This window comes from Halorussus halobius, assembly GCF_004765805.1.
Taxonomy (GTDB): domain Archaea; phylum Halobacteriota; class Halobacteria; order Halobacteriales; family Haladaptataceae; genus Halorussus; species Halorussus halobius.
Genome location: NZ_SBIU01000003.1, coordinates 822085 through 840461, shown reverse-complemented (window position 1 = coordinate 840461; position 18377 = coordinate 822085). Strand labels below are relative to the sequence as shown.

Sequence of the window (18377 nt, the reverse complement as noted above, 5' to 3'; positions counted from 1 at the left end):
CGTTTCGGCGCTCGCCGGTCGACTTCGTCGCCGCGCTGTCGATAGCCGGCGCTCCCGCCCGTCCGAAACGTCGCGGCCCGCGCGGTCGGCGGACCCGTCGGCGAGGTCGACCCTCCGCGCTCGTCGGACGACGCGTCGGCGCTCGAGGGCGACCGACTCGGGGTCGTAGAATCGGTCCGCAGTCGCTCGGAACCGCGTCGGGAGTCGCGGAGCCGAGCGGCCGGCCGAGCCGCTCGCGGGTCGGTCGGCGGCGCGAGTCCGGGGGTGGTCGGTCGGTGAGAAGGACGGGTCGCTCGCGTGTCGGCTACCGGGCCTGCGCTCGCTCTATCCACGTCGAGATGCGCTTGGCCGAGAGGTCGGTCGCCTCGGCGAGCCCCTCGGCGTCGGCGGCCGCGAGGTCGGCGACGTCCTCGACGCCCGCGTCCCGGAGCCGCTCGGCGTAGGCCGCGCCGATGCCTTTCACGTCTTCGAGGGGTTCGCCCGCACCGGCCGGCTCGTCGGATTCGGCCTCGGTCTCGTCGGGCACGGCGTCCTCGGATTCACCTTCCCCGGGCTCGGGCTCCGCTTCGGGCGTCTCCTCGTCGGCCTCCTCCTCGACGTCGACGGCCTCGGCATCGTCGTCGGTTTCGGCGCGCTCGACCGGCTCGGCCTCGTCGTCGCCCGCTTCCGGCTCGGCCTCGGCATCGGTCGCTTCCGGCTCGGCGTCGACGGTCCCCTCGTCGGCGTCGACCGTCTCCGGCTCGGCCTCGACCGACTGCTCGTCGGGTTCCGTCTCCGAGCCCACCTCCTCGATTCCGTCGGGCGTGCTCGTCCCCGACTCGTCGGATTCGGCGGTCGACGCCTCGGCGGCGTCGGACGCCTCGGGTTCGGTCTCCGCCCCGGACGCGGCCGACTCGTCGGGTTCGGCCGGCTCGGTGGGGTCGCGCTCGATGGTGACGCCCGACTCGCTCCGACGCACCTGCGAGCGGTCGTCCTCGAATCCAAGCAACGACTTCAGCTTCGTGAGCAGTCCCATTTGCCCGACAGTAGACGGGCGTGGCACTTAAAGGCGTCCACGGAGTGCGGCGTTCATCGCGTCCACGGGCGCGTCCCGGCCGGTCCACAGCTCGAACGCCTCGACGCCCTGATACAGCAGCATCCACGCGCCGTCGACCGCCGTCGCGCCGCGCTCGCGGGCGTCCCGGAGCAGGCGCGTGTCGAGCGGGCGATAGACGGCGTCGAGCACCGCGAGGTCGGCGTGGAGGGCGTCGGCGGGCACCGGCGAGCGGTCCTCCTCCATCCCCACGCTCGTCGCGTTGACCAGCACGTCGGCCGCCGAGACGCGCGCTTCGAGCGCGTCGAGGCCGCCGGCCGTGGTGCGGTCGCCGACCGCCTCGGCGAGTTCCTCGGCGCGCTCGACCGTCCGGTTGGCGACGTGGACGGTCGCGCCCGCGTCGGCCAGCGCGAACGCGGTCGCGCGGGCCGCGCCGCCGGCACCGACGACCACGGCGTCGCGGTCGGCCAGCGTCACGTCGTGGTGGGCGAAGGCCCGCCTGACCCCCGCGGCGTCGGTGTTGTGGCCCGTCGGGGGCGTCCCCGCGTCGGCCGCCGAGAAGTCGACGGTGTTGACCGCGCCGATGCGGGCCGCCAGGTCGTCGGGCTCGACGTAATCGAGCGCGTCCCGCTTGAACGGGATGGTGACGTTCAGCCCCGCGACGCCGAGCGCCCGCGCGCCCTCGATGGCCGCGCCGAGGTCGTCTGGCTCGAAGGTGACGTAGCGGGCGTCGAGGCCGAGGTCGTCGTAGGCGGCCTCGTGCATCGGCGGCGACAGCGAGTGGCCCACCGGGTCGCCCAGCAGTCCGAACACGTCCATGGTCCCGACGAGTGGCGCGACGCCGATAGTTCCACCGTTTGACGCTCCGAACGCCCCGTTTCGTACATCGCACGTCCATTAGTGAAATTTAAGTTTCGCCACCGAAACCTCCCGCCAATGGTAGTTCCACTCGCTACGGGTGCGTCGTGGTCGCTCCTCGACGTCGGGTATCTCCTCGGCGGGATTCTGTTTCTGTACCTCGGCGCGGAACTCCTGGTCAACAGCGCCTCCAAACTCGCCATCGAGTTCGGCATCAACCCCGCGACGGTCGGGGTCACCATCGTCGCGTTCGCGACGACCGCGCCGGAACTGTTCGTCAGCCTGCTCGGGAGCGTGGGCATCTCCGACAACATCGGGCTGGGCAACATCCTCGGTTCGAACATCGCCAACATCGGACTGGTGCTGGGCGCGTCGGCGCTGGTCCAGCCCATGTCGGTCGACCGGGCGGTTCTCGTGAAGCACGGGCCGTTCATGTTCGCGGCGGCGGCGCTGCTGGTCGTCCTCGGGCTCGACGGCTCGCTGAGCGCGCTCGACGGCGGGCTGTTGCTCGTGCTGCTCGCGGCGTTCACCGGCTACCTGCTGTACAACTCCCGACAGGGCGACGAGGTCGCGGTGACCGAGGACGTGGAAGTCGACCAGAGCGGGTCGACCACGCTCCGGGACGTCGTGGTGCTGTTGGGGGCCGGGGCCTGCCTGCTCGCGGGGTCGATGGGACTGCTGGAAGGGAGCACGAACCTCCTCCGGGCGTACGGCTTCAGCGACCTGTTCATCGGACTGACGGTCATCGCGTTCGGCACGTCGCTGCCCGAGCTCGCCACCTCCGTCGTGAGTTCGTTCCGGGGCGAGGCCGAGTTCAGCATCGGCAACGTCGTCGGGAGCAACATCTACAACGTGCTGGCTGTCATCGGCATCCTCGCGCTCGTCAATCCCCTCGCGGTCGAGACCGACGTCCGGTCGTTCCACTTTCCCGTCCTCATCGGGTTCACCGTGGGCGCGCTGGCGCTGATGGCGGCCAACCGGCGCGTCGGCCGGGGCACGGGGCTGGTGTTGCTGGCCTCGTACGCCGGCTTCGTCTACGCCCTGTTCCCGTAGCCTGACGCGGGACGCCGGGGCTTCCCGGACGCGGGAGCGCAACATCTACGTTTCCGGCAGGACAAGCCACCGAGAATGGCTACTCGACTCCGTCACCCGCTGGTCGCGGTCGCGGGCGCGGTCGCCCTCACGCTTCCGTGGCTCGGGACCTACCTCACCGATTCGACGGCCGCTCTCGGAACCGTGGGGACCGTCGCCGTCTCCGGCGTCTCGGTCCTCGGAGCCTCGTTCCTCCTCGCGTGGGGAGCCGAGACCGCCGAGAAGGACGTGCCCCGCGCGTTCGCCATCGCCGTGCTGGCGGTCCTCGCGGTCGCCCCCGAGTACGCGGTCGACGCCCTGTACGCGTGGACCGCCGGAGCCAACGTCGGCACCGCGCGCGGGGCGGAGGCGGCCAACCTCGCGGTGGCGAACATGACGGGCGCGAACCGCATCCTCATCGGGCTGGGCTGGTCGGGCATCGCGCTGTTCACCGTGTACCGCGCGCTCGGCTCGGCCGACCCCGCCGTCGTGCGCGAGCCGGGATTCCTGCGGAGCAAGGTCCAACTCGACCGCGAACTCGCGACCGAGATCGCCTTTTTGCTGGCCGCGACCGTCGTCGCCTTCTTCGTCCCGCTCGGCGGCGGCATCGGCGTGGGCGACACCGTCGTCCTCGTCGGCCTCTACGCGCTGTACATCGGCATCATCATCCGCGGCGACGTGGTGGCCCACGACGACCAGGTCGGCGTGCCGGCGTACCTCCAGCAGTACTCGCGGGGGCCGCGCGTCGCCACCGTCCTCCTGCTGTTTGGCTACTCTGGCGCGATGATATACACCGCCGTCCACCCGTTCGCCCACGGGCTCGAGACGCTTGGCGTGGCGTTCGGGATTCCGCCCTTCTTCATGATACAGTGGATAGCGCCGCTGGCCTCCGAGTCGCCCGAACTCATCGTCGTCGCCTACCTCGTCAACAAGGCGCGCTCGACCGCCGGGTTCAACGCGCTCATCTCCTCGAAGCTCAACCAGTGGACGCTGCTCATCGGGACGCTCGCGGTGGTGTACAGCATCGCGGCCGGGTCGGTCGGCGCGCTCCCGTTCGACGAGAAACAGCAGGCGGAGATCTGGATCACCGCCGCCCAGAGCTTCTTCGCCATCGGCGTGCTGACCAACTTCGAGATCAGCGTCCGGGAGGCGGTCGTGTTGCTGGTGCTGTTCGTCTCGCAGGTCGCCGCCGAGTTCTGGGTCGTCCGGACGATGGCCGAACCGCAGGCGAGCGAACTCAGCCTCCTGTTACTGTACGGCTACACGGTCGTCTACATGGCGCTGGGCGCGGCGCTGTTCGTCGCCCGGCGCGACGAGGTCCGGGCGATATTCGAGCGCACCGTCGCGAACGCCCGGGACGCGTTTCCCGGCGGGTCCGAAGCGGTCGACCACGCCGACTGACCGGTTTCGAGGCGCTTTTCGCGCTCGACCGACGTACGTCCGGCCGTGATAGCAATCGTCGTCAGCCGCGCCGACTCGGCGTCCGAGCACGTCGGCGAGCGCCTGCTCGACCTCGTCGACTGGGAGTCCCGCGAGGACGACTCGCGGCCCGACGCCGAGGGCGGGGGCACGTACTACCGCCGCGAGGGCTTCGAACTCCGGAAGTTCGACGACCTCCACCTCGAGGTCGAGAACGCGGCGGCCGCGTTCGGCGAGTCGGACGCCGCCGCGCAAGCGACCGGCGGGGATAGTCCGGCCCGCTCCGGCGCGCCCGACCTGCTCGTCTTCGTCTCCCGTCACTCCGGGGACACCGGCCCGCTGTTGACCGCTCACTTCACGGGCAACTTCGGCCCCGCGAAGTACGGCGGCGAGTCCGGCGCGCTCGCCGAGGCGTGCCCGAACGCCCACGCGCGCCTGCTCGACGGCTTCGAGGCCCACGCGCCCGAGGGGTACGCGGTCGGGATGGAGTGTACCCACCACGGCCCCTCCGAGGTGGGCGTCCCGTCGCTGTTCGCGGAGCTGGGCAGCGACGAGCCCCAGTGGGACGACCCCGAGGGTGCCGGGGCGGTCGCGCGCGCGGTCCTCGACCTGCAGGGGGTCGAGCCCCACCGAGAGAGGCAACTCGTCGGCTTCGGCGGCGGCCACTACGTCCCGCGATTCGAGCGCATCCAGCGCGAGACCGACTGGGCGGTCGGCCACGTCGGAGCCGACTGGACGCTCGACGCGATGGGTGCGCCCGAGCGGAATCGGGACGTGATAGCCCGGGCGTTCGAGCGAAGCCGGGCCGACCGCGCCGTCGTCGAGGGCGACCGTCCCGAACTCGAAGCCGTCGTCGCGGACCTCGGCTACGACGTCGCGAGCGAGACGTGGGTGCGCGAGACCGCCGGCGTCCCGCTCGAACTGGTCGAGTCGCTCGAAGCCGACCTCTCGGCGGTCGGCGCGGGCCTCCGGTTCGGCGAGCCAGCGCGCGAGGCGGAACGCGGGGCGGGCGCGCCCGACCACGAACTCGTCGACCTGCCGGCCGACCTGCTCGCGGAAGCGCAGGGCATCGACGCCGAGGCCGCCCGCGAGGCGGTCGAAACCCGCGCGCTCGCGTTCGAGACCGCCCAGAGCGGGACCCGCGCGGCGGGCCGGGCCGCCGTCCGCGAGCCCGCCGACCGGGCCGCGCTGGTCGACGACCTCGCGTCGCTGCTGGAGCGCAAGTACGATTCGGTCGCGCGCGAGGACGGCGCGGTCGTCGCGCGCCGGACCGCGTTCGACCCGGAGGCGGCCCGCGACCTCGGCGTCCCCGAGGGGCCGGCGTTCGGGAAACTGTCGGCGGGCGAGTCGGTCACGGTCGACGGCGAGGCCGTCGCGCCCGAGGACGTGCGCCGCGAGCGGACGCGCGAGTTTCCTGTCTGAATCCGGGGAAATACCGCCGTTCGTCAGACATTCGTCCGACGAAGAGGGGAAAGATAATTACGCTCCGTTCTCAAGCCATCTTCAGCATGGACTCGCTAGTCGAAGACGCCATCGAGGAAGCCGAGGGGGACGCCGGGCAGGGCCAGCCCGCCGGACGGTCCGGGTCGGGTGGCTCCGCGTCCGGGGGCTCGCCGTCGGGCGGGACCGCCGACGTGAACCCGTCGGGGACCATGACCGACGAGGAGCTCAAGGACGTCCTGCAGGACCTCCAGACCGACATCACGGTCGTCGGCTGTGGCGGGGCCGGCGGCAACACCGTCAACCGCATGGCCGAGGAGGGCATCCACGGCGCGAAACTGGTTGCGGCCAACACCGACGTCCAGCACCTCGTCGAGATAGAGGCCGACACCAAGATACTGATGGGCGAGCAGAAGACCCAGGGCCGGGGTGCCGGCTCGCTCCCGCAGGTCGGCGAGGAGGCCGCCCTCGAAAGTCAGGAGGAGATTTACGACGCCATTCAGGGGTCGGACATGGTGTTCGTCACCGCCGGCCTCGGCGGCGGGACGGGCACGGGGTCGGCCCCGGTCGTCGCCAAGGCCGCCCGCGAGTCGGGCGCGCTCACCATCTCCATCGTCACGACGCCCTTTACCGCCGAGGGCGAGGTCCGCCGGACCAACGCCGAGGCCGGACTCGAACGGCTTCGGGACGTGAGCGACACCGTCATCGTCGTGCCCAACGACCGCCTGCTCGACTCGGTCGGGAAACTGCCCGTCCGGCAGGCGTTCAAGGTCGCCGACGAGGTGCTGATGCGCTCGGTCAAGGGCATCACGGAACTCATCACCAAGCCCGGCCTCGTCAACCTCGACTTCGCCGACGTCCGGACCGTGATGGAGAAGGGCGGCGTGGCGATGATAGGCCTCGGCGAGAGCGACTCGGACGCGAAGGCCCAAGATTCCGTCAAGTCGGCGATGCGCTCGCCACTGCTCGACGTCGACATCTCGGGCGCGAACTCCGCGCTGGTGAACGTCACCGGCGGCAACGACATGTCCATCGAGGAGGCCGAGGGCGTGGTCGAGGAGATTTACGACCGCATCGACCCCGACGCCCGCATCATCTGGGGCACCTCCATCGACGAGGAACTCGAGGGCGAGATGCGCACGATGATAGTGGTCACCGGCGTCGAGTCCCCGCAGATATACGGCCGCAACGAGGCCCAGCAGGCCAAGGCCAACAAGCGACTCGAAGACATCGACTACGTGGAGTAGTCGCTCGGTCGGTCCCGACGCGCTGGGTTCGACGTTCACGGGGAACGCTCGACGGGCGAACTGCCGACGGGGGACGAGGGGTCGCGCTCGGGTTCACGTGTCGGGATGTCTCGGTCGCGTAAACCCGTAAATTCGTGCGTCGTCGCGAACTTTATGTGCCAACGTGAGAACGCCAGCGTATGGTCTCGAAAGATCACCCCGACGAGTGCCCGAGCTGCGATGGAACCGAATTCGAGTGGGACGACGGGACGAGCGTCTGTCAGGACTGTGGAAAGCAGGTGTCCGACTACGCGTTCGACTGACCTGCTGGGGAGTGGACACTACTCTTCGGATTCCGTTCTGAGTTCTCCCATTCACGATGCGCCGAACGCGGACCAGCCATTTCACGGCCGGCTCGTGTCGAGCGCGGACATGTCGGTAATCGGCGAAACAACTAAGCGGAGGCGTTCGTCTCTGGTTCAGTATGCAGGTGAAATGTTCGGTGGGTGGCGAATGTGACACGGTTTTCGAAGACAGGGACGAACTCATCAGCGCGCCGCTGGTCTCGACGAAGTGTCCCGTGTGCGGGGCGTCCTTGGACGACGTTCCGGCAGGCCTGTGAACGACTGCGGGACGACCAGTCGGCCGTTTCGGTGCGTGGCCGCGTGATTTCCCCGTCACTCGGACTCGCCTCCAGAACAATAGATAGAAAAAGGCCGCTCCCGTATCCTCGACAACCATGGACGTCAAACTCGACCTCTCGTCGTACGTTCGCGTGCTGAAGCTGGCCAGCACGCCCTCGTGGGAGGAGTTCTCGAAGATATCCAAGATCGCGGGGGCCGGAATCATCCTGGTGGGGATACTCGGCTTCGTCATCTTCGCGGTCATGAGCTTCCTGCCGTAGGTGATCTCAGATGCCAATGTACGCAGTCAAGACGACCGCGAGCCAGGAACGCACCGTCGCGGACATGATAATGAACCGCGAGGAGCCCGAGATTCACGCCGCGCTCGCGCCCGACTCGCTCACGAGCTACGTGATGGTCGAGGCCGACGGCGACGCGGTCATCAACCGCGTGCTCGAGGAGATTCCCCACGCCCAGAGCATCGTGCCCGGCGAGAGCGACATCTCCGAGGTCGAACACTTCCTCTCGCCGACGCCCGACGTGGAGGGCATCGCCGAGAGCGACATCGTGGAACTCATCGCCGGGCCGTTCAAGGGCGAGAAGGCCCAGGTCCAGCGCATCGACGAGGGCAAAGACCAGGTGACGGTCGAGCTGTACGAGGCGACGGTCCCGATTCCCGTGACGGTGCGGGGCGACCAGATTCGAGTGCTGGACTCGGAAGAACGATAAGCGTACGCCGAGCGGAGCGAGGCGTTTCGCCGACCGCGAAGCGGTCGGTCTTTTTGGTCCAGATTTTTGCGCCGAGCGGTGGCCGACGCGAACGAAGTGAGCGAGGCCACCCGAGGCGGAAAAAGGTGGCCGCATGACGGTGCGGGGCGACCAGATTCGAGTGCTGGACTCGGAAGAACGATAAGCGTACGCCGAGCGAAGCGAGGCGTTTGGCCGACCGCGAAGCGGTCGAGGTTTTTGACCGACCACGGACTCACCGCCAAGCCGTGCTGGTCCCTGTCAGAACCCGTAGCGGTCGTGCGCGTCGTCGATTGGTAGCAGTTCGACGACTCGAACCTGCTGTTCGTCCTCCACTATCGAGTAGAAGGCGGTATGCGTGCGGCTGATGTGGAGCCGATAGAGTTCCTTCCCGTCGACGTGGATTTTCTCCTTGTCGCCGGACCCCGAGCCCGGACGAGGATGCGGGTCGTCCTCCAACTTCCGGAGATTTTCCTTGACGATTCTCGTACTTTTGTCGTCGAGCGTTCGGACGTACTCGCGAGGCTGGTCCGCGAGAAGAACGTTATAGCTCATCGAGCGACGTCAGCTCCTCCTCGGAAGCCTCCTCGACGGCCCGAGTACGCGCCGCGAGCTGGCGTCGCTGCTGTTGCTCGACGAGTTCTTTGAGCAGTTCGTCGTAGGTCTGCCCGGCCTCCTTGAGGTCGTTGAGCTCCTGCCATCGTTCTTCCGTGACTGGGATTCGTTTGTCTGCTTTCGACATGGGATGGTGGTCCAGTTCGCGCGTGGACCCACGCGCTACTCGTTCACGCACTGTCGCGCGCTACTCGGTCGGTCGACCGTGGACCGTCGCGCCGTTTCGGGACAGCGTGTTATTTGGTAACTATCCCTTCCGACGTTCTGGTGAGCGAGCTGTGCATTGTAAACATTGTAAGGACGTACACAAAAACGTTGGGTTTCTGTTGAGTACCGGGACTGTACGAACGTCCTCTACAGTCGGAACTGAACGAGAGCCGAATTCTGCTCGACCCTATGGAGACTGTTCGTGAATAATTACAGTCTCGAAGACGCTGGCTACCGCTTGAGGCTCGGCAAACCGCGACCGCACTGCGACAGTGAGCCTCGCACCTGAAAACACGGTTTTCGGAAAGGACCTATCGCTCGCAACCCGACCCCGAGTACGTCAGTAGCTTGTACGTCTCGTTCCGGTACGTGACGTTGTAGCTCGTCGTCGTGTCCCAGTACCGGAACTCGGAGGACTGCAGGCTCCGGTTGGTGGTCGAGTAGCTACCGTCGGCGAGAACCTCGTCGAACGCGTGCCGTGCGTCGCTACTCAGGTTCTCGTACGCGTACGTCTCGGTCGCATCGACGGACCCGTCCGACGGCTCCACCAGTTCGTGTGTCAGTTCGCATTCCGGCGTCGTCGACGAGTCGCCGGGCGCGGCGTCGTCGGGGTTGCTAATCGCGGTACAGCCGGCCGTCGAGAGGAGTAGGGAAGCTAGCAGGATGCTCCTGATGCTGGTCGGGACACCGACACTCATGGTAAATCTCAGTGTTCCACCTCGGCGGATGTGGAGTGAAAGTCTTGTGTCTCCGAGCGGCCGCCACGAGTACACACTCGGAGGTCGTCTTTCCGGAAGGAATCGTACGCACGCTTCTACCGCCAGAAACGTAGGAGTTGCTATCTACTACTGCCGCTCCCGTAGCGGACCGCATCTGAGAGACGGAGAACGCTAGCTACCGCTTGCGCCTCGGCAAACCGCGACCGCGCCGCCCCAGCGCGCGCCGACGTGGGAAGCCAGGATAGCTCGCCGGAAGTCCGAACCGAATCGCCGAGAAGTCAGGCCTCGACCGCCAGCCCCGCCTCGCGCAGTGCCTCGTCGGCCGCGCTGCCGTCGTGGACCACCGCCGAGACCGCTCGCGTGATGGCCTCGGGGTCGTCGTGCTGGAACACCGACCGGCCAATCGAGACGCCCGCCGCGCCCGCGTCCATCGCGCCACGGACCGCGTCGAGGGTCGCGCGGTCGCCCTCCGGCTCGCCGCCAGCGATGACCACCGGCAGGCGGGTCGACTCGACCACGCGCTCGAAGCTGTCGGCTTCGCCGCTGTAGGCCGTCTTGACCACGTCCGCGCCGACCTCCTCGGCGAGCCGGACCGCGTGGCCCAGATTCTCGGCGTCGTGTTCGTCCACGCCCGGACCGCGCGCGTAGGCCATCGCCAGCACCGGCATGCCGTACTCGGCGGCGTCGTCGGTCACCTCGGCGAGTTCCGCGAGTTGCTCGCGCTCGTACTCGCTGCCGACGTTGATGTGGAACGAGACCGCGTCCGCGCCCGCCCGGACCGCCTCCGTGACCGTGCCCGTGAGTCGCTTGTCGTTGCTGTCCGGGCCGATGGAGGTCGAGGCGTTGAGGTGGACCACGTAGCCCGCGCCGTTCTTGTTCGGGTGGACCCGGGGCGCGACGCCCTTCTGGGTCAGGACCGCGTCCGCCCCGCCCCGCGTCACCGCGTCGACCGTCGATTCGATGTCCACCAGTCCCGTCACCGCACCGAGGGTGATGCCGTGGTCCATCGGGACGATTACGTATTTGTCGCCTGTGCCGATGCGTTCGAGCCGCGCCGCAGTACCCGCGTTCATTGTGTGAATCTGTAGCAAACGACGGTTATTTGCCTTCCGGTTCCGGCACTTCCGACGCCCCGTCGAGCGCGCCCGCCTTGAGTTCGCGGGCCAGCGCTTCGAGGCGGTCGACGGCGTTCTCCTGCTCGGCGATTATGTCCACGAACGCGCTCCCCACGATGATGCCGTCCGCGCCGCCCGCGACGATTTCCCGGGCGTGGTCGCGCTCGCTGATGCCGAACCCGACCGCCTTGGGGAGGTCGGTCCCGTCGAGTCGGTCGAGGCTGCCGTGGGTCTGGCTGCTCACGTCCGAGCGCGCCCCGGTCGTTCCGAGCCGACCCTGCACGTAGACGAAGCCGGTCGCCCGGTCGAGCATCCGGTCGAGGCGGTCGTCGGTGGTCGTGGGCGCGACCATGAATATCAGGTCGAGGCCGTGGGCGTCGCAGGCGCGCTTGAGCGGGTCGCTCTCGTCGACCGGGAGGTCGGGCACGATGAGTCCCGAGAGGCCCGCGTCGGCCGCCGCCTCGACGAACGGCTCCACGCCTCGCTCGCCGCCGTACTGATAGATGAGGTTGAAGTACGTCATGCAGACCAGCGGCACGTCCACGTCCAACTCCCGGACGAGGTCGAGGTAGCGCTCGGGGGTCATCCCCGCGTCGAGCGCCCGGCGAATCGCCGCCTGGATGGTCGGCCCCTCGGCGATGGGTTCCGAGAAGGGGAGCCCCAGCTCCACCACGTCCGCGCCGCCCCGGACGAGCGCCCGGACGTGTTCTTTCGTCGCGTCCGCGTCCGGGTCGCCGGCCGCGACGTAGGCGACCAGCGCGGGCTCGTCGGCGAAGGCGTCCCGAATCTCACTCGCCATCCCCGAACACCTCCATCGACGGGGCTTCGGCCAGCCCGCGCTGCTCGCTCTCCTCGATGACGGTGTCGAGGTCCTTGTCGCCCCGTCCGGAGACGTTGACGACCACGAGGTCGCCCAGTCGCTCGGGGTTCTCCTCCAGATACGCGAGCGCGTGGCTCGATTCGAGCGCCGGGATGATGCCCTCCAGCGTCGACAGCCGGTGGAAGGCTTCGAGCGCCGCGTCGTCGCCGACGTTGACCGGCGTCACTCGCCCCTCGTCGGCGAGGTGGGCGAGTTCCGGGCCGACGCCCGAGTAGTCCAGCCCCGCGCTCACGCTGTGGGATTCGAGAATCTGGCCGTCCCGGTTCTGGAGCAGTTTGGTGCGCGCGCCGTGGAGGACGCCCTCCTCGCCGGCCGAGAGGGACGCCGAGTGGGGCGCGAGGTCGTTCTCCTCGTCGATGGCGAGCGACGACCCGCCGGCCTCGACGGCGACGAGGTCCACGTCCCCGTCAGGAACGAACTCGTGGAACGCGCCCATCGTGTTCGACCCGCCGCCCGCGCAGGCCACCACGCTGTCGGGGAGTCGCCCCGCCCGCTCGCGAACCTGTTCGCGGGCCTCCTCGGAGATGACCGACTGGAAGTCCCGGACCATCCGGGGGAACGGATGCGGGCCGACGACCGAGCCGATGACGTAGTGGGTGTCCTCGACGTTGGTGGCCCAGTCGCGCATCGTCTCGTTGATGGCCTCCTTGAGCGTCCCCGACCCGGCGTCGACCGGGTTGACTGCGGCGTCGTGGAGCCGCATCCGGAACACGTTGGGGCGCTGCCGATTGATGTCGGTCCGGCCCATGTATATCTCGCAGGGCATCCCGAGGTGGGCCGCCGCCATCGCGGTCGCGGTGCCGTGCTGGCCCGCGCCCGTCTCGGCGACGATGCGGTCTTTGCCCATGTATTTGGCCAGCAGGACTTGCCCCAAGGCGTTGTTGAGCTTGTGTGCGCCGCCGTGGAGCAGGTCCTCGCGCTTGAGATACACCTCGCGGTCGTACCGCTCGCTCAGCCGGTCGGCCCGCTGGAGCGGCGTGGGCCGGCCACCGAACTCCCGCAGACGTCGCCTGAACTCGTCCATAAAGCCGTCCTCGTTGTCGAGGACGTAGCGCTCGTAGGCGTCGGTCAACTCCTCGATGGCGGGCATCAGCGCCTCGGGGACGTACTGGCCGCCGTAGTCGCCGAACTTGGACTCCGTTTCGCTGCTCATGGTCGTGTCGTCTCCGTCATAGTGGTACTCTCCTCACGTTCGCTCCGCTCGCGTCAGTCGCCGCGCGTTCTCCGTGACGTCGCCGTCCATTATCGCGCTCCCGACCAACAGGCCGTCGGCTCCCGCCGCTCGCATCCGGCGCGCGTCCTCGGGCGTCGAGATGCCGCTCTCGGCGACGAGGGTCACGTCGTCGGGCGCTGGTCTCGCGGCGTCACCGCTCGACTGTTCGCGGCGAGCGAGTCGCCGCGCTTCACGGCCCACTCTCTCGAAGGTTCCGAGGTCGACCTCCAGTCGCGCCAAGTCGCGGTTGTTCACGCCGATCAGCTCCGCGCCGGCCTCGACGGCCGCCCGGAGTTCCGCGCGGTCGTGGACCTCGACGAGCGGCTGGAAGCCCCGGTCGCGCGCGGCCGCGACGAGGTCCGGGAGGTCCTCGCCGACGAACCGGGCGATGAGCAGGACCGCGTCGGCCGCCACGGTGTCGAGTTGGGCCTCGCGGACGAGAAAATCCTTGCGAAGGACCGGCACGTCCACGGCCTCGCGGACCCGCCGGAGGTTCTCGGGCGACCCCTCGAAGTGGTCGGGTTCGGTCAGCACCGACAGCGCGGCCGCGCCGCCCGCGACCATCCGGCGGGCCAACTCGACCGGGTCGGCCTCCCGGGTCCCCTCGGTCGTCGGACTGGTCGGCTTCACCTCGGCGATAATCGGGGTGCGCCCGTCGGCTTCCGCGTCGGCCAGCGCTCGGGGGAGCGAGCGGGGGTCGACCGAGACGGGACCGCCCGCCGGGTCGCCTCGGGCCTCGGCGGCCCGCAGGATGGAGGCGACGGCGGGCGCGAGCTTCGTGTCGTCCATCATTGTGCATTGACGGACGGAATTGTACATAAGGCTTGCGCCAGCGGCGTCCCGGGAGTCGACGCCGCACGGCCCGCCGAGGTCGAGCGGAAACTGGGGCGCTACTCGACCGCGCGTTCGAGCGCGAGTCGGATGTCGCGCTTGGACACCGGCTTGCGGAGGTAGTCGTCGAGCGGCAGGTCAGGGGCGTCGCGTCGCGGTCGCGTGCTGGTGACGAGCGCGACGTAGCATTCGCGGTTTCGCTCCCTGAGTCGCCGCCCCAACGTCCGACTCGTCCCGTCCGGAAGGCGTCGTTCGGTGAACACCGCGTCGAACGTGCCGGGGGTCGACAGCGCCTCCTCGACGGTGGTCGCGCCCACCGCTCGCCCGTACTCCGCACACCACTCGACGAACAGCGTCCGAACCGCGTCGTCGGGTTCGACGACCATCACCGCGAACTCACGACTGCTAGATGACACGTTCGCGCGGACTCGCGGCTCCGTGAAAAGAACGGGTGGGCGTTCCCACTCCCGGGAACGCCCGACCAGTCATTTGGTGTACACGACGAAATCGTGTGTCGTGAGCGAAGATGGAACCGTGGTCGACGCCGTCGAACTGCTCGACAGATACACCTGCGCCGTGCTGGCGGCCGCGAGTTCGGGCCCCGCGTCGGTCGAACGAATGCGCGAGGCGTTCGCCATCCCCGACTCGACGCTCTACCGCCGGCTGCCCGACCTGGTCGACTGCGGGCTGCTCGTCGAGCACACCCGCATCGACGCCGACGGCAACCACTACCGGGTGTACGAGACCGAAATCGAGCGCGTGGCCGTCGAGGTCGACGCGGCCGGCGTCGACGCCCGCATCGCGCTCGCGGACGACCGGACCCGCGCCCGGACGTGGTCGAGCGGCGGCGAGTGACCGAGTCGTGTCCGATACGCGCGGCGAACCGGTCACTCGCTCCGAGAGGCGCTGTGTGGTTGCGGTGCCGGGCGGTCTCCGTCGGACGCGGCAGCGACTAGGGCCGAATCGCCGCCGAGCCTGCACCGGTCCCGGCAAGCGAACGACCGTTTGACGCGACGACACGCGCAACCGCGACCGCTGTGATGCTTGCACTACTGACAGCACCACCCGCCACAGCCACGACTGCGATGCTTGCGCCAATCAGAACCGCACCGGCCCGCCACGGCGACCGCGTCCACATCCGCCATCGCAACCGGGCTCACGACTGCCCCCCGCGTCCGCACCCGCGACAGCACCTCACTCGCCCCCGTCGCGCTCGACCGATATCTCGTTGCCCGAGAGGTCGTTGTCCGCCAGCGTCACGTCGGACGCGCTCGCGTGGACGCCGACGAGGTTGTCCGCGACGGTGCTGTCCTCGACGGTACTCCCGGAGGCGTCGACGAGCCGGACGCCGTAGGCGTTGGCCGAGACGGTGACGTTCCGGACCGTCGCCGAGCCGTTGGCCACGCGCACGCCGGCGTGCCAGTCCGACGCCGACAGGTTCCGGACCGTCACGTTGTCCGCGCCGACCACGCCGACCGCCGTGGTGTGGCTCACGCCGCGTCCGCCGACGGTCCGGCCGTCGCCGTCGAGGGTCACGTCGTCGGCGGTGATCTCGATGCAGGTCCCCGAAATCGGGGTCCCGCCGCCGTTCTCGACGTCGGCGGCGAGCACGTAGGTTCCGGGTCGGTCGATGGTCGTACACGAGTCGACGGCGGTCTGGGCCGCGCGGTCCGCGTCGAGGGGCGGTGCGAGCGCCAGCCCCGGAGCGGAACCGAGCGCGAACAGCGGGACGGCGACCGCGAGGACCGCCAGAACCGCGAGCGTGCGAGGGGCGAGACGCGTCATGCACCCGGCCACGACGGACGCACAGTTATACCCTCCGGGCGCTCGGGCCGGCCCGAACGCCGAGCGGGTCGGTACGTCGGGACTAACGCGGCTCTCTGCGCGCCCGCGGGAGGGGTCCGTCGCGCGCTACTGGCCGTCGCCCCGACACGCCTCGCAGACCGCCACCTCGCCCGAGATGGGTCCGTCGGCCCCACCGACCGGCAGTACCGTTATCGGAACGTACTCCCGACAGTACGCACAGCGTTCGATGGCCGCGATTTCCGTTTCCATACCTGCCCCTGTCAAACCCCCACCACTCAAATGTTACTCCGGCTGTCAGCCTGAATAAATAAGCCTTGTGGCCAGATACCGGAAAATCCGGCCGCTTTTTCAATGCGAGGGCGGGGTTCTTTATAACGCAACGCGTTTAGTCCCGACGCTCCTACCCGGCGTCGATGACCGATACCGAGGACGAGTCGCCGAACGGGTCGCCGGCGTCCGGCGGGGACGGGCCGGCATCGTCGGACGAGTCGGCCGACGACTCGCCGGGCGGGTCAGGAGAGTCGGCCGACGACGGGGCGGACGCCGTCGACGTGGAGTCGTTCCACGACGCGGTCGAGGAGTTGGGTCGCCCGGTCGTGACCGCCGGGGAGGTCGCGCGCACGCTCGACCGCTCGCAGGCCGAGACCGACGAGGCGCTCGACGCGCTCTCGGCGAACGAGGGCGTCGAGCGCCTCGACGTCTCGACCGACCCCGTGGTGTGGTATCCGACCGACTGGGGGAAACTGGCCGACCGCGAGCGCGTGGTGGCGTTCCCCGAGCGCCGCGAGCTGGTCGTCGACCAGCCCACCCAGTTCACCCGCGCACAGCTCTCGCAGTTCGCCCACCTCACCGACACCACGCCGACCGGCAGCTACCGGTACGAAATCCGCCAGGAGGACGTGTGGGCCGCGCCGTTCGACGACTTCGAGGGGCTGGTAGCCACCGTCCGGGACGTGCTGGCCCGACGGGAACCCCACCTCGAAGAGTGGCTCGAAAGCCAGTGGAGACGCGCCCACCGGTTCACCCTCCGGACCCACGAGGACGGCTACGTCGTCCTCGACGCCGCCAGCGACGACCTGATGGGCAACGTCGCCCGCCAGAAACTCGACGGCGACCAGCTCCGCGCGCCCATCTCCGACAGCGAGAGCTGGGTCGCCGAGGACGCGGTCGCCGAGGTCAAGCGCGTCCTCTACGAGGCGGGCTACCCCGTGCAGGACGACCGCGAACTGGAGACGGGCGAGCCCCTGGACGTGACCCTTCACCTCGACCTGCGACCCTACCAGCGCGAGTGGGTCGCGGCGTTCGTCGACCGGAAGTCGGGCGTGCTGGTCGGCCCGCCGGGGTCGGGCAAGACAGTGGCCGGCATGGGAGCCATCGAGGCGGTCGGCGGCGAGACCCTGATTCTCGTGCCGAGCCGCGAACTCGCCGGCCAGTGGCACGACGAACTGCTCGCCCACACCGACCTCGCCGACGAGCAGGTCGGCGAGTACCACGGCGGCACCAAAGAGGTCCGGCCGGTCACGATAGCGACCTACCAGACCGCCGGGATGGACCGCCATCGACAGCTGTTCGACAGCCGCGAGTGGGGGCTGATTATCTACGACGAGTGCCAGCACATCCCCAGCAACGTCTTCCGGCGGTCGGCCGACCTCCAGAGCAAACATCGGTTGGGGCTCAGCGCGACGCCGGTCCGCGAGGACGACCGCGAGGAGGACATCTTCACCCTCGTCGGCCCGCCCATCGGCACCGACTGGGACGCGCTGTTCGAGGCCGGCTACGTCCAGGAGCCGGCGGTCCAGATACGGTACGTGCCGTGGGACGACGAGGCCGCCCGGAGCGAGTACGCCAGCACGGTGGGCCACGAGAAGCGCCAGGCCGCCGCGAGCAACCCCGCCAAGCTGCGCGAGATTCGGTACCTCCTGTCGGAGCACCCGGGGGCGAAGGCCCTGATATTCGTGGAGTACCTCGACCAGGGCGAGGAACTCGCCGAGGCGCTCAACGCCCCGTTCGTCTCGGGCGAGATGCGCCACGCCCGGCGCGAGCACCTGCTACAGGAGTTCCGGTCGGGCCAGCGCGACCTTCTGGTGGTCTCGCGCGTCGGCGACGAGGGCATCGACCTGCCCGACGCCGAACTCGCTATCGTGGCGTCGGGGCTGGGCGGCTCCCGCCGACAGGGCGCACAGCGGGCGGGCCGGACCATGCGACCCACCGGCAGCGCGCGGATGTACGTCCTCGCCACCCGGGGCACCACCGAGGAGGACTTCGCCCGCCAGCGCATGCAACACCTCTCGTCGAAGGGCGTCCGGGTGACCGAACGCGACGCGGCGGCCGTCGAGGACCGACGACCGTAGGCCTCCTCGCCGGGTACGCCGTCCCTTCCGGCCGCCCGTCGGACCGTCGGCCGTGCCGGGACGCCGACCCGGCGGCGGCGTCGGGGCGAACCCGACCGACAGGCCGGGCCTTCGATTTCGCGCCGACGTTACGCCGCCGCTGTCCTCGGGTAGTCACTGCCGAGTGGCCCCGCCAGCGAGGCCATAACAAAGGGAAACACCGGAATACGGTTGGTCATCAGTC

General features: G+C 69.2%; 21 protein-coding genes. 9 read left to right on the top strand and 12 right to left on the bottom strand.

The features are described 5' to 3' along the window. Nucleotides 1–304: 304 nt before the first annotated feature. Nucleotides 305–1015, bottom strand: coding sequence for a helix-hairpin-helix domain-containing protein (locus EPL03_RS11010; protein ID WP_135829357.1), 711 nt, complete (start codon nt 1013–1015; stop codon nt 305–307). Between the two features lie 27 nt (nt 1016–1042). Further along, nucleotides 1043–1852, bottom strand: coding sequence for a shikimate dehydrogenase (locus EPL03_RS11005; protein ID WP_135829356.1), 810 nt, complete (start codon nt 1850–1852; stop codon nt 1043–1045). A 117-nt stretch (nt 1853–1969) separates the two neighbouring features. Between EPL03_RS11005 and EPL03_RS11000 the strand changes: the two genes are divergently transcribed. The 7 genes from EPL03_RS11000 (at nt 1970) to EPL03_RS10975 (ending at nt 8399) form a co-directional block, all read left to right on the top strand. After that, complete coding sequence (locus EPL03_RS11000; protein WP_135829355.1) at nt 1970–2944, top strand: calcium/sodium antiporter; 975 nt, start codon at nt 1970–1972, stop codon at nt 2942–2944. A 75-nt stretch (nt 2945–3019) separates the two neighbouring features. After that, complete coding sequence (locus tag EPL03_RS10995; RefSeq protein WP_135829354.1) at nt 3020–4363, top strand: sodium:calcium antiporter; 1344 nt, start codon at nt 3020–3022, stop codon at nt 4361–4363. A 45-nt stretch (nt 4364–4408) separates the two neighbouring features. Further along, nucleotides 4409–5803 (top strand): D-aminoacyl-tRNA deacylase, encoded by a 1395-nt coding sequence (locus EPL03_RS10990; protein WP_135829353.1) that lies wholly within the window; start codon nt 4409–4411, stop codon nt 5801–5803. Between the two features lie 86 nt (nt 5804–5889). Continuing rightward, nucleotides 5890–7068 carry a cell division protein FtsZ gene (ftsZ, locus tag EPL03_RS10985; protein WP_135829352.1) on the top strand — a complete coding sequence of 393 codons (1179 nt, stop codon included), beginning with the start codon at nt 5890–5892 and terminating at the stop codon, nt 7066–7068. Nucleotides 7069–7247: 179 nt separating this feature from the next. Beyond that, nucleotides 7248–7370: a hypothetical protein gene (locus EPL03_RS20640; protein ID WP_280178849.1), complete on the top strand. Its 123-nt coding sequence runs from the start codon at nt 7248–7250 to the stop codon at nt 7368–7370. A 416-nt stretch (nt 7371–7786) separates the two neighbouring features. After that, nucleotides 7787–7951, top strand: coding sequence for a protein translocase SEC61 complex subunit gamma (locus EPL03_RS10980; RefSeq protein ID WP_135829351.1), 165 nt, complete (start codon nt 7787–7789; stop codon nt 7949–7951). Between the two features lie 10 nt (nt 7952–7961). After that, nucleotides 7962–8399, top strand: coding sequence for a transcription elongation factor Spt5 (locus EPL03_RS10975; protein ID WP_135829350.1), 438 nt, complete (start codon nt 7962–7964; stop codon nt 8397–8399). Between the two features lie 279 nt (nt 8400–8678). Here EPL03_RS10975 and EPL03_RS10970 read toward each other — a convergent pair whose 3' ends face one another. From EPL03_RS10970 to EPL03_RS10935, 8 genes are all read right to left on the bottom strand, one after another. Further along, nucleotides 8679–8972 carry a type II toxin-antitoxin system RelE family toxin gene (locus EPL03_RS10970; RefSeq protein WP_135829349.1) on the bottom strand — a complete coding sequence of 98 codons (294 nt, stop codon included), beginning with the start codon at nt 8970–8972 and terminating at the stop codon, nt 8679–8681. Beyond that, nucleotides 8962–9159: a hypothetical protein gene (locus EPL03_RS10965; RefSeq protein ID WP_135829348.1), complete on the bottom strand. Its 198-nt coding sequence runs from the start codon at nt 9157–9159 to the stop codon at nt 8962–8964. Before EPL03_RS10965 ends, EPL03_RS10970 begins: the two co-directional genes overlap by 11 nt. Before the next feature lie 391 nt (nt 9160–9550). After that, nucleotides 9551–9937, bottom strand: coding sequence for a hypothetical protein (locus EPL03_RS10960; protein WP_135829347.1), 387 nt, complete (start codon nt 9935–9937; stop codon nt 9551–9553). 299 nt (nt 9938–10236) lie between these two features. Beyond that, a complete protein-coding gene (locus EPL03_RS10955) occupies nt 10237–11031 on the bottom strand; it encodes a 2-amino-3,7-dideoxy-D-threo-hept-6-ulosonate synthase (protein ID WP_135829346.1) in 795 nt (264 codons plus the stop codon). Nucleotides 11032–11056: 25 nt separating this feature from the next. After that, the gene (gene trpA, locus EPL03_RS10950) at nt 11057–11872 is read right to left on the bottom strand and encodes a tryptophan synthase subunit alpha (RefSeq protein WP_135829345.1); all 816 of its coding nucleotides are present in this window, start codon (nt 11870–11872) and stop codon (nt 11057–11059) included. Next, nucleotides 11862–13106, bottom strand: a complete 1245-nt coding sequence (gene trpB, locus EPL03_RS10945; protein ID WP_135829344.1) for a tryptophan synthase subunit beta — start codon at nt 13104–13106, stop codon at nt 11862–11864. Before trpB ends, trpA begins: the two co-directional genes overlap by 11 nt. Nucleotides 13107–13139: 33 nt before the next feature. Next, nucleotides 13140–13958: an indole-3-glycerol phosphate synthase gene (trpC, locus tag EPL03_RS10940; protein ID WP_135829343.1), complete on the bottom strand. Its 819-nt coding sequence runs from the start codon at nt 13956–13958 to the stop codon at nt 13140–13142. Between the two features lie 98 nt (nt 13959–14056). Then, nucleotides 14057–14413, bottom strand: coding sequence for a DNA-binding transcriptional response regulator (locus EPL03_RS10935; RefSeq protein WP_135829342.1), 357 nt, complete (start codon nt 14411–14413; stop codon nt 14057–14059). Nucleotides 14414–14513: 100 nt separating this feature from the next. On the opposite strand from EPL03_RS10935, the gene EPL03_RS10930 reads away from it, so the two are divergent. Continuing rightward, nucleotides 14514–14852 carry a helix-turn-helix domain-containing protein gene (locus EPL03_RS10930; RefSeq protein ID WP_135829341.1) on the top strand — a complete coding sequence of 113 codons (339 nt, stop codon included), beginning with the start codon at nt 14514–14516 and terminating at the stop codon, nt 14850–14852. A gap of 339 nt (nt 14853–15191) precedes the next feature. Here EPL03_RS10930 and EPL03_RS10925 read toward each other — a convergent pair whose 3' ends face one another. After that, complete coding sequence (locus EPL03_RS10925; protein WP_135829340.1) at nt 15192–15782, bottom strand: NosD domain-containing protein; 591 nt, start codon at nt 15780–15782, stop codon at nt 15192–15194. A 126-nt stretch (nt 15783–15908) separates the two neighbouring features. Beyond that, nucleotides 15909–16052 carry a hypothetical protein gene (locus tag EPL03_RS19985; RefSeq protein WP_168216235.1) on the bottom strand — a complete coding sequence of 48 codons (144 nt, stop codon included), beginning with the start codon at nt 16050–16052 and terminating at the stop codon, nt 15909–15911. A gap of 164 nt (nt 16053–16216) precedes the next feature. Between EPL03_RS19985 and EPL03_RS10920 the strand changes: the two genes are divergently transcribed. Next, nucleotides 16217–18154 (top strand): DEAD/DEAH box helicase, encoded by a 1938-nt coding sequence (locus EPL03_RS10920; protein WP_135829339.1) that lies wholly within the window; start codon nt 16217–16219, stop codon nt 18152–18154. Nucleotides 18155–18377 lie beyond the last annotated feature (223 nt).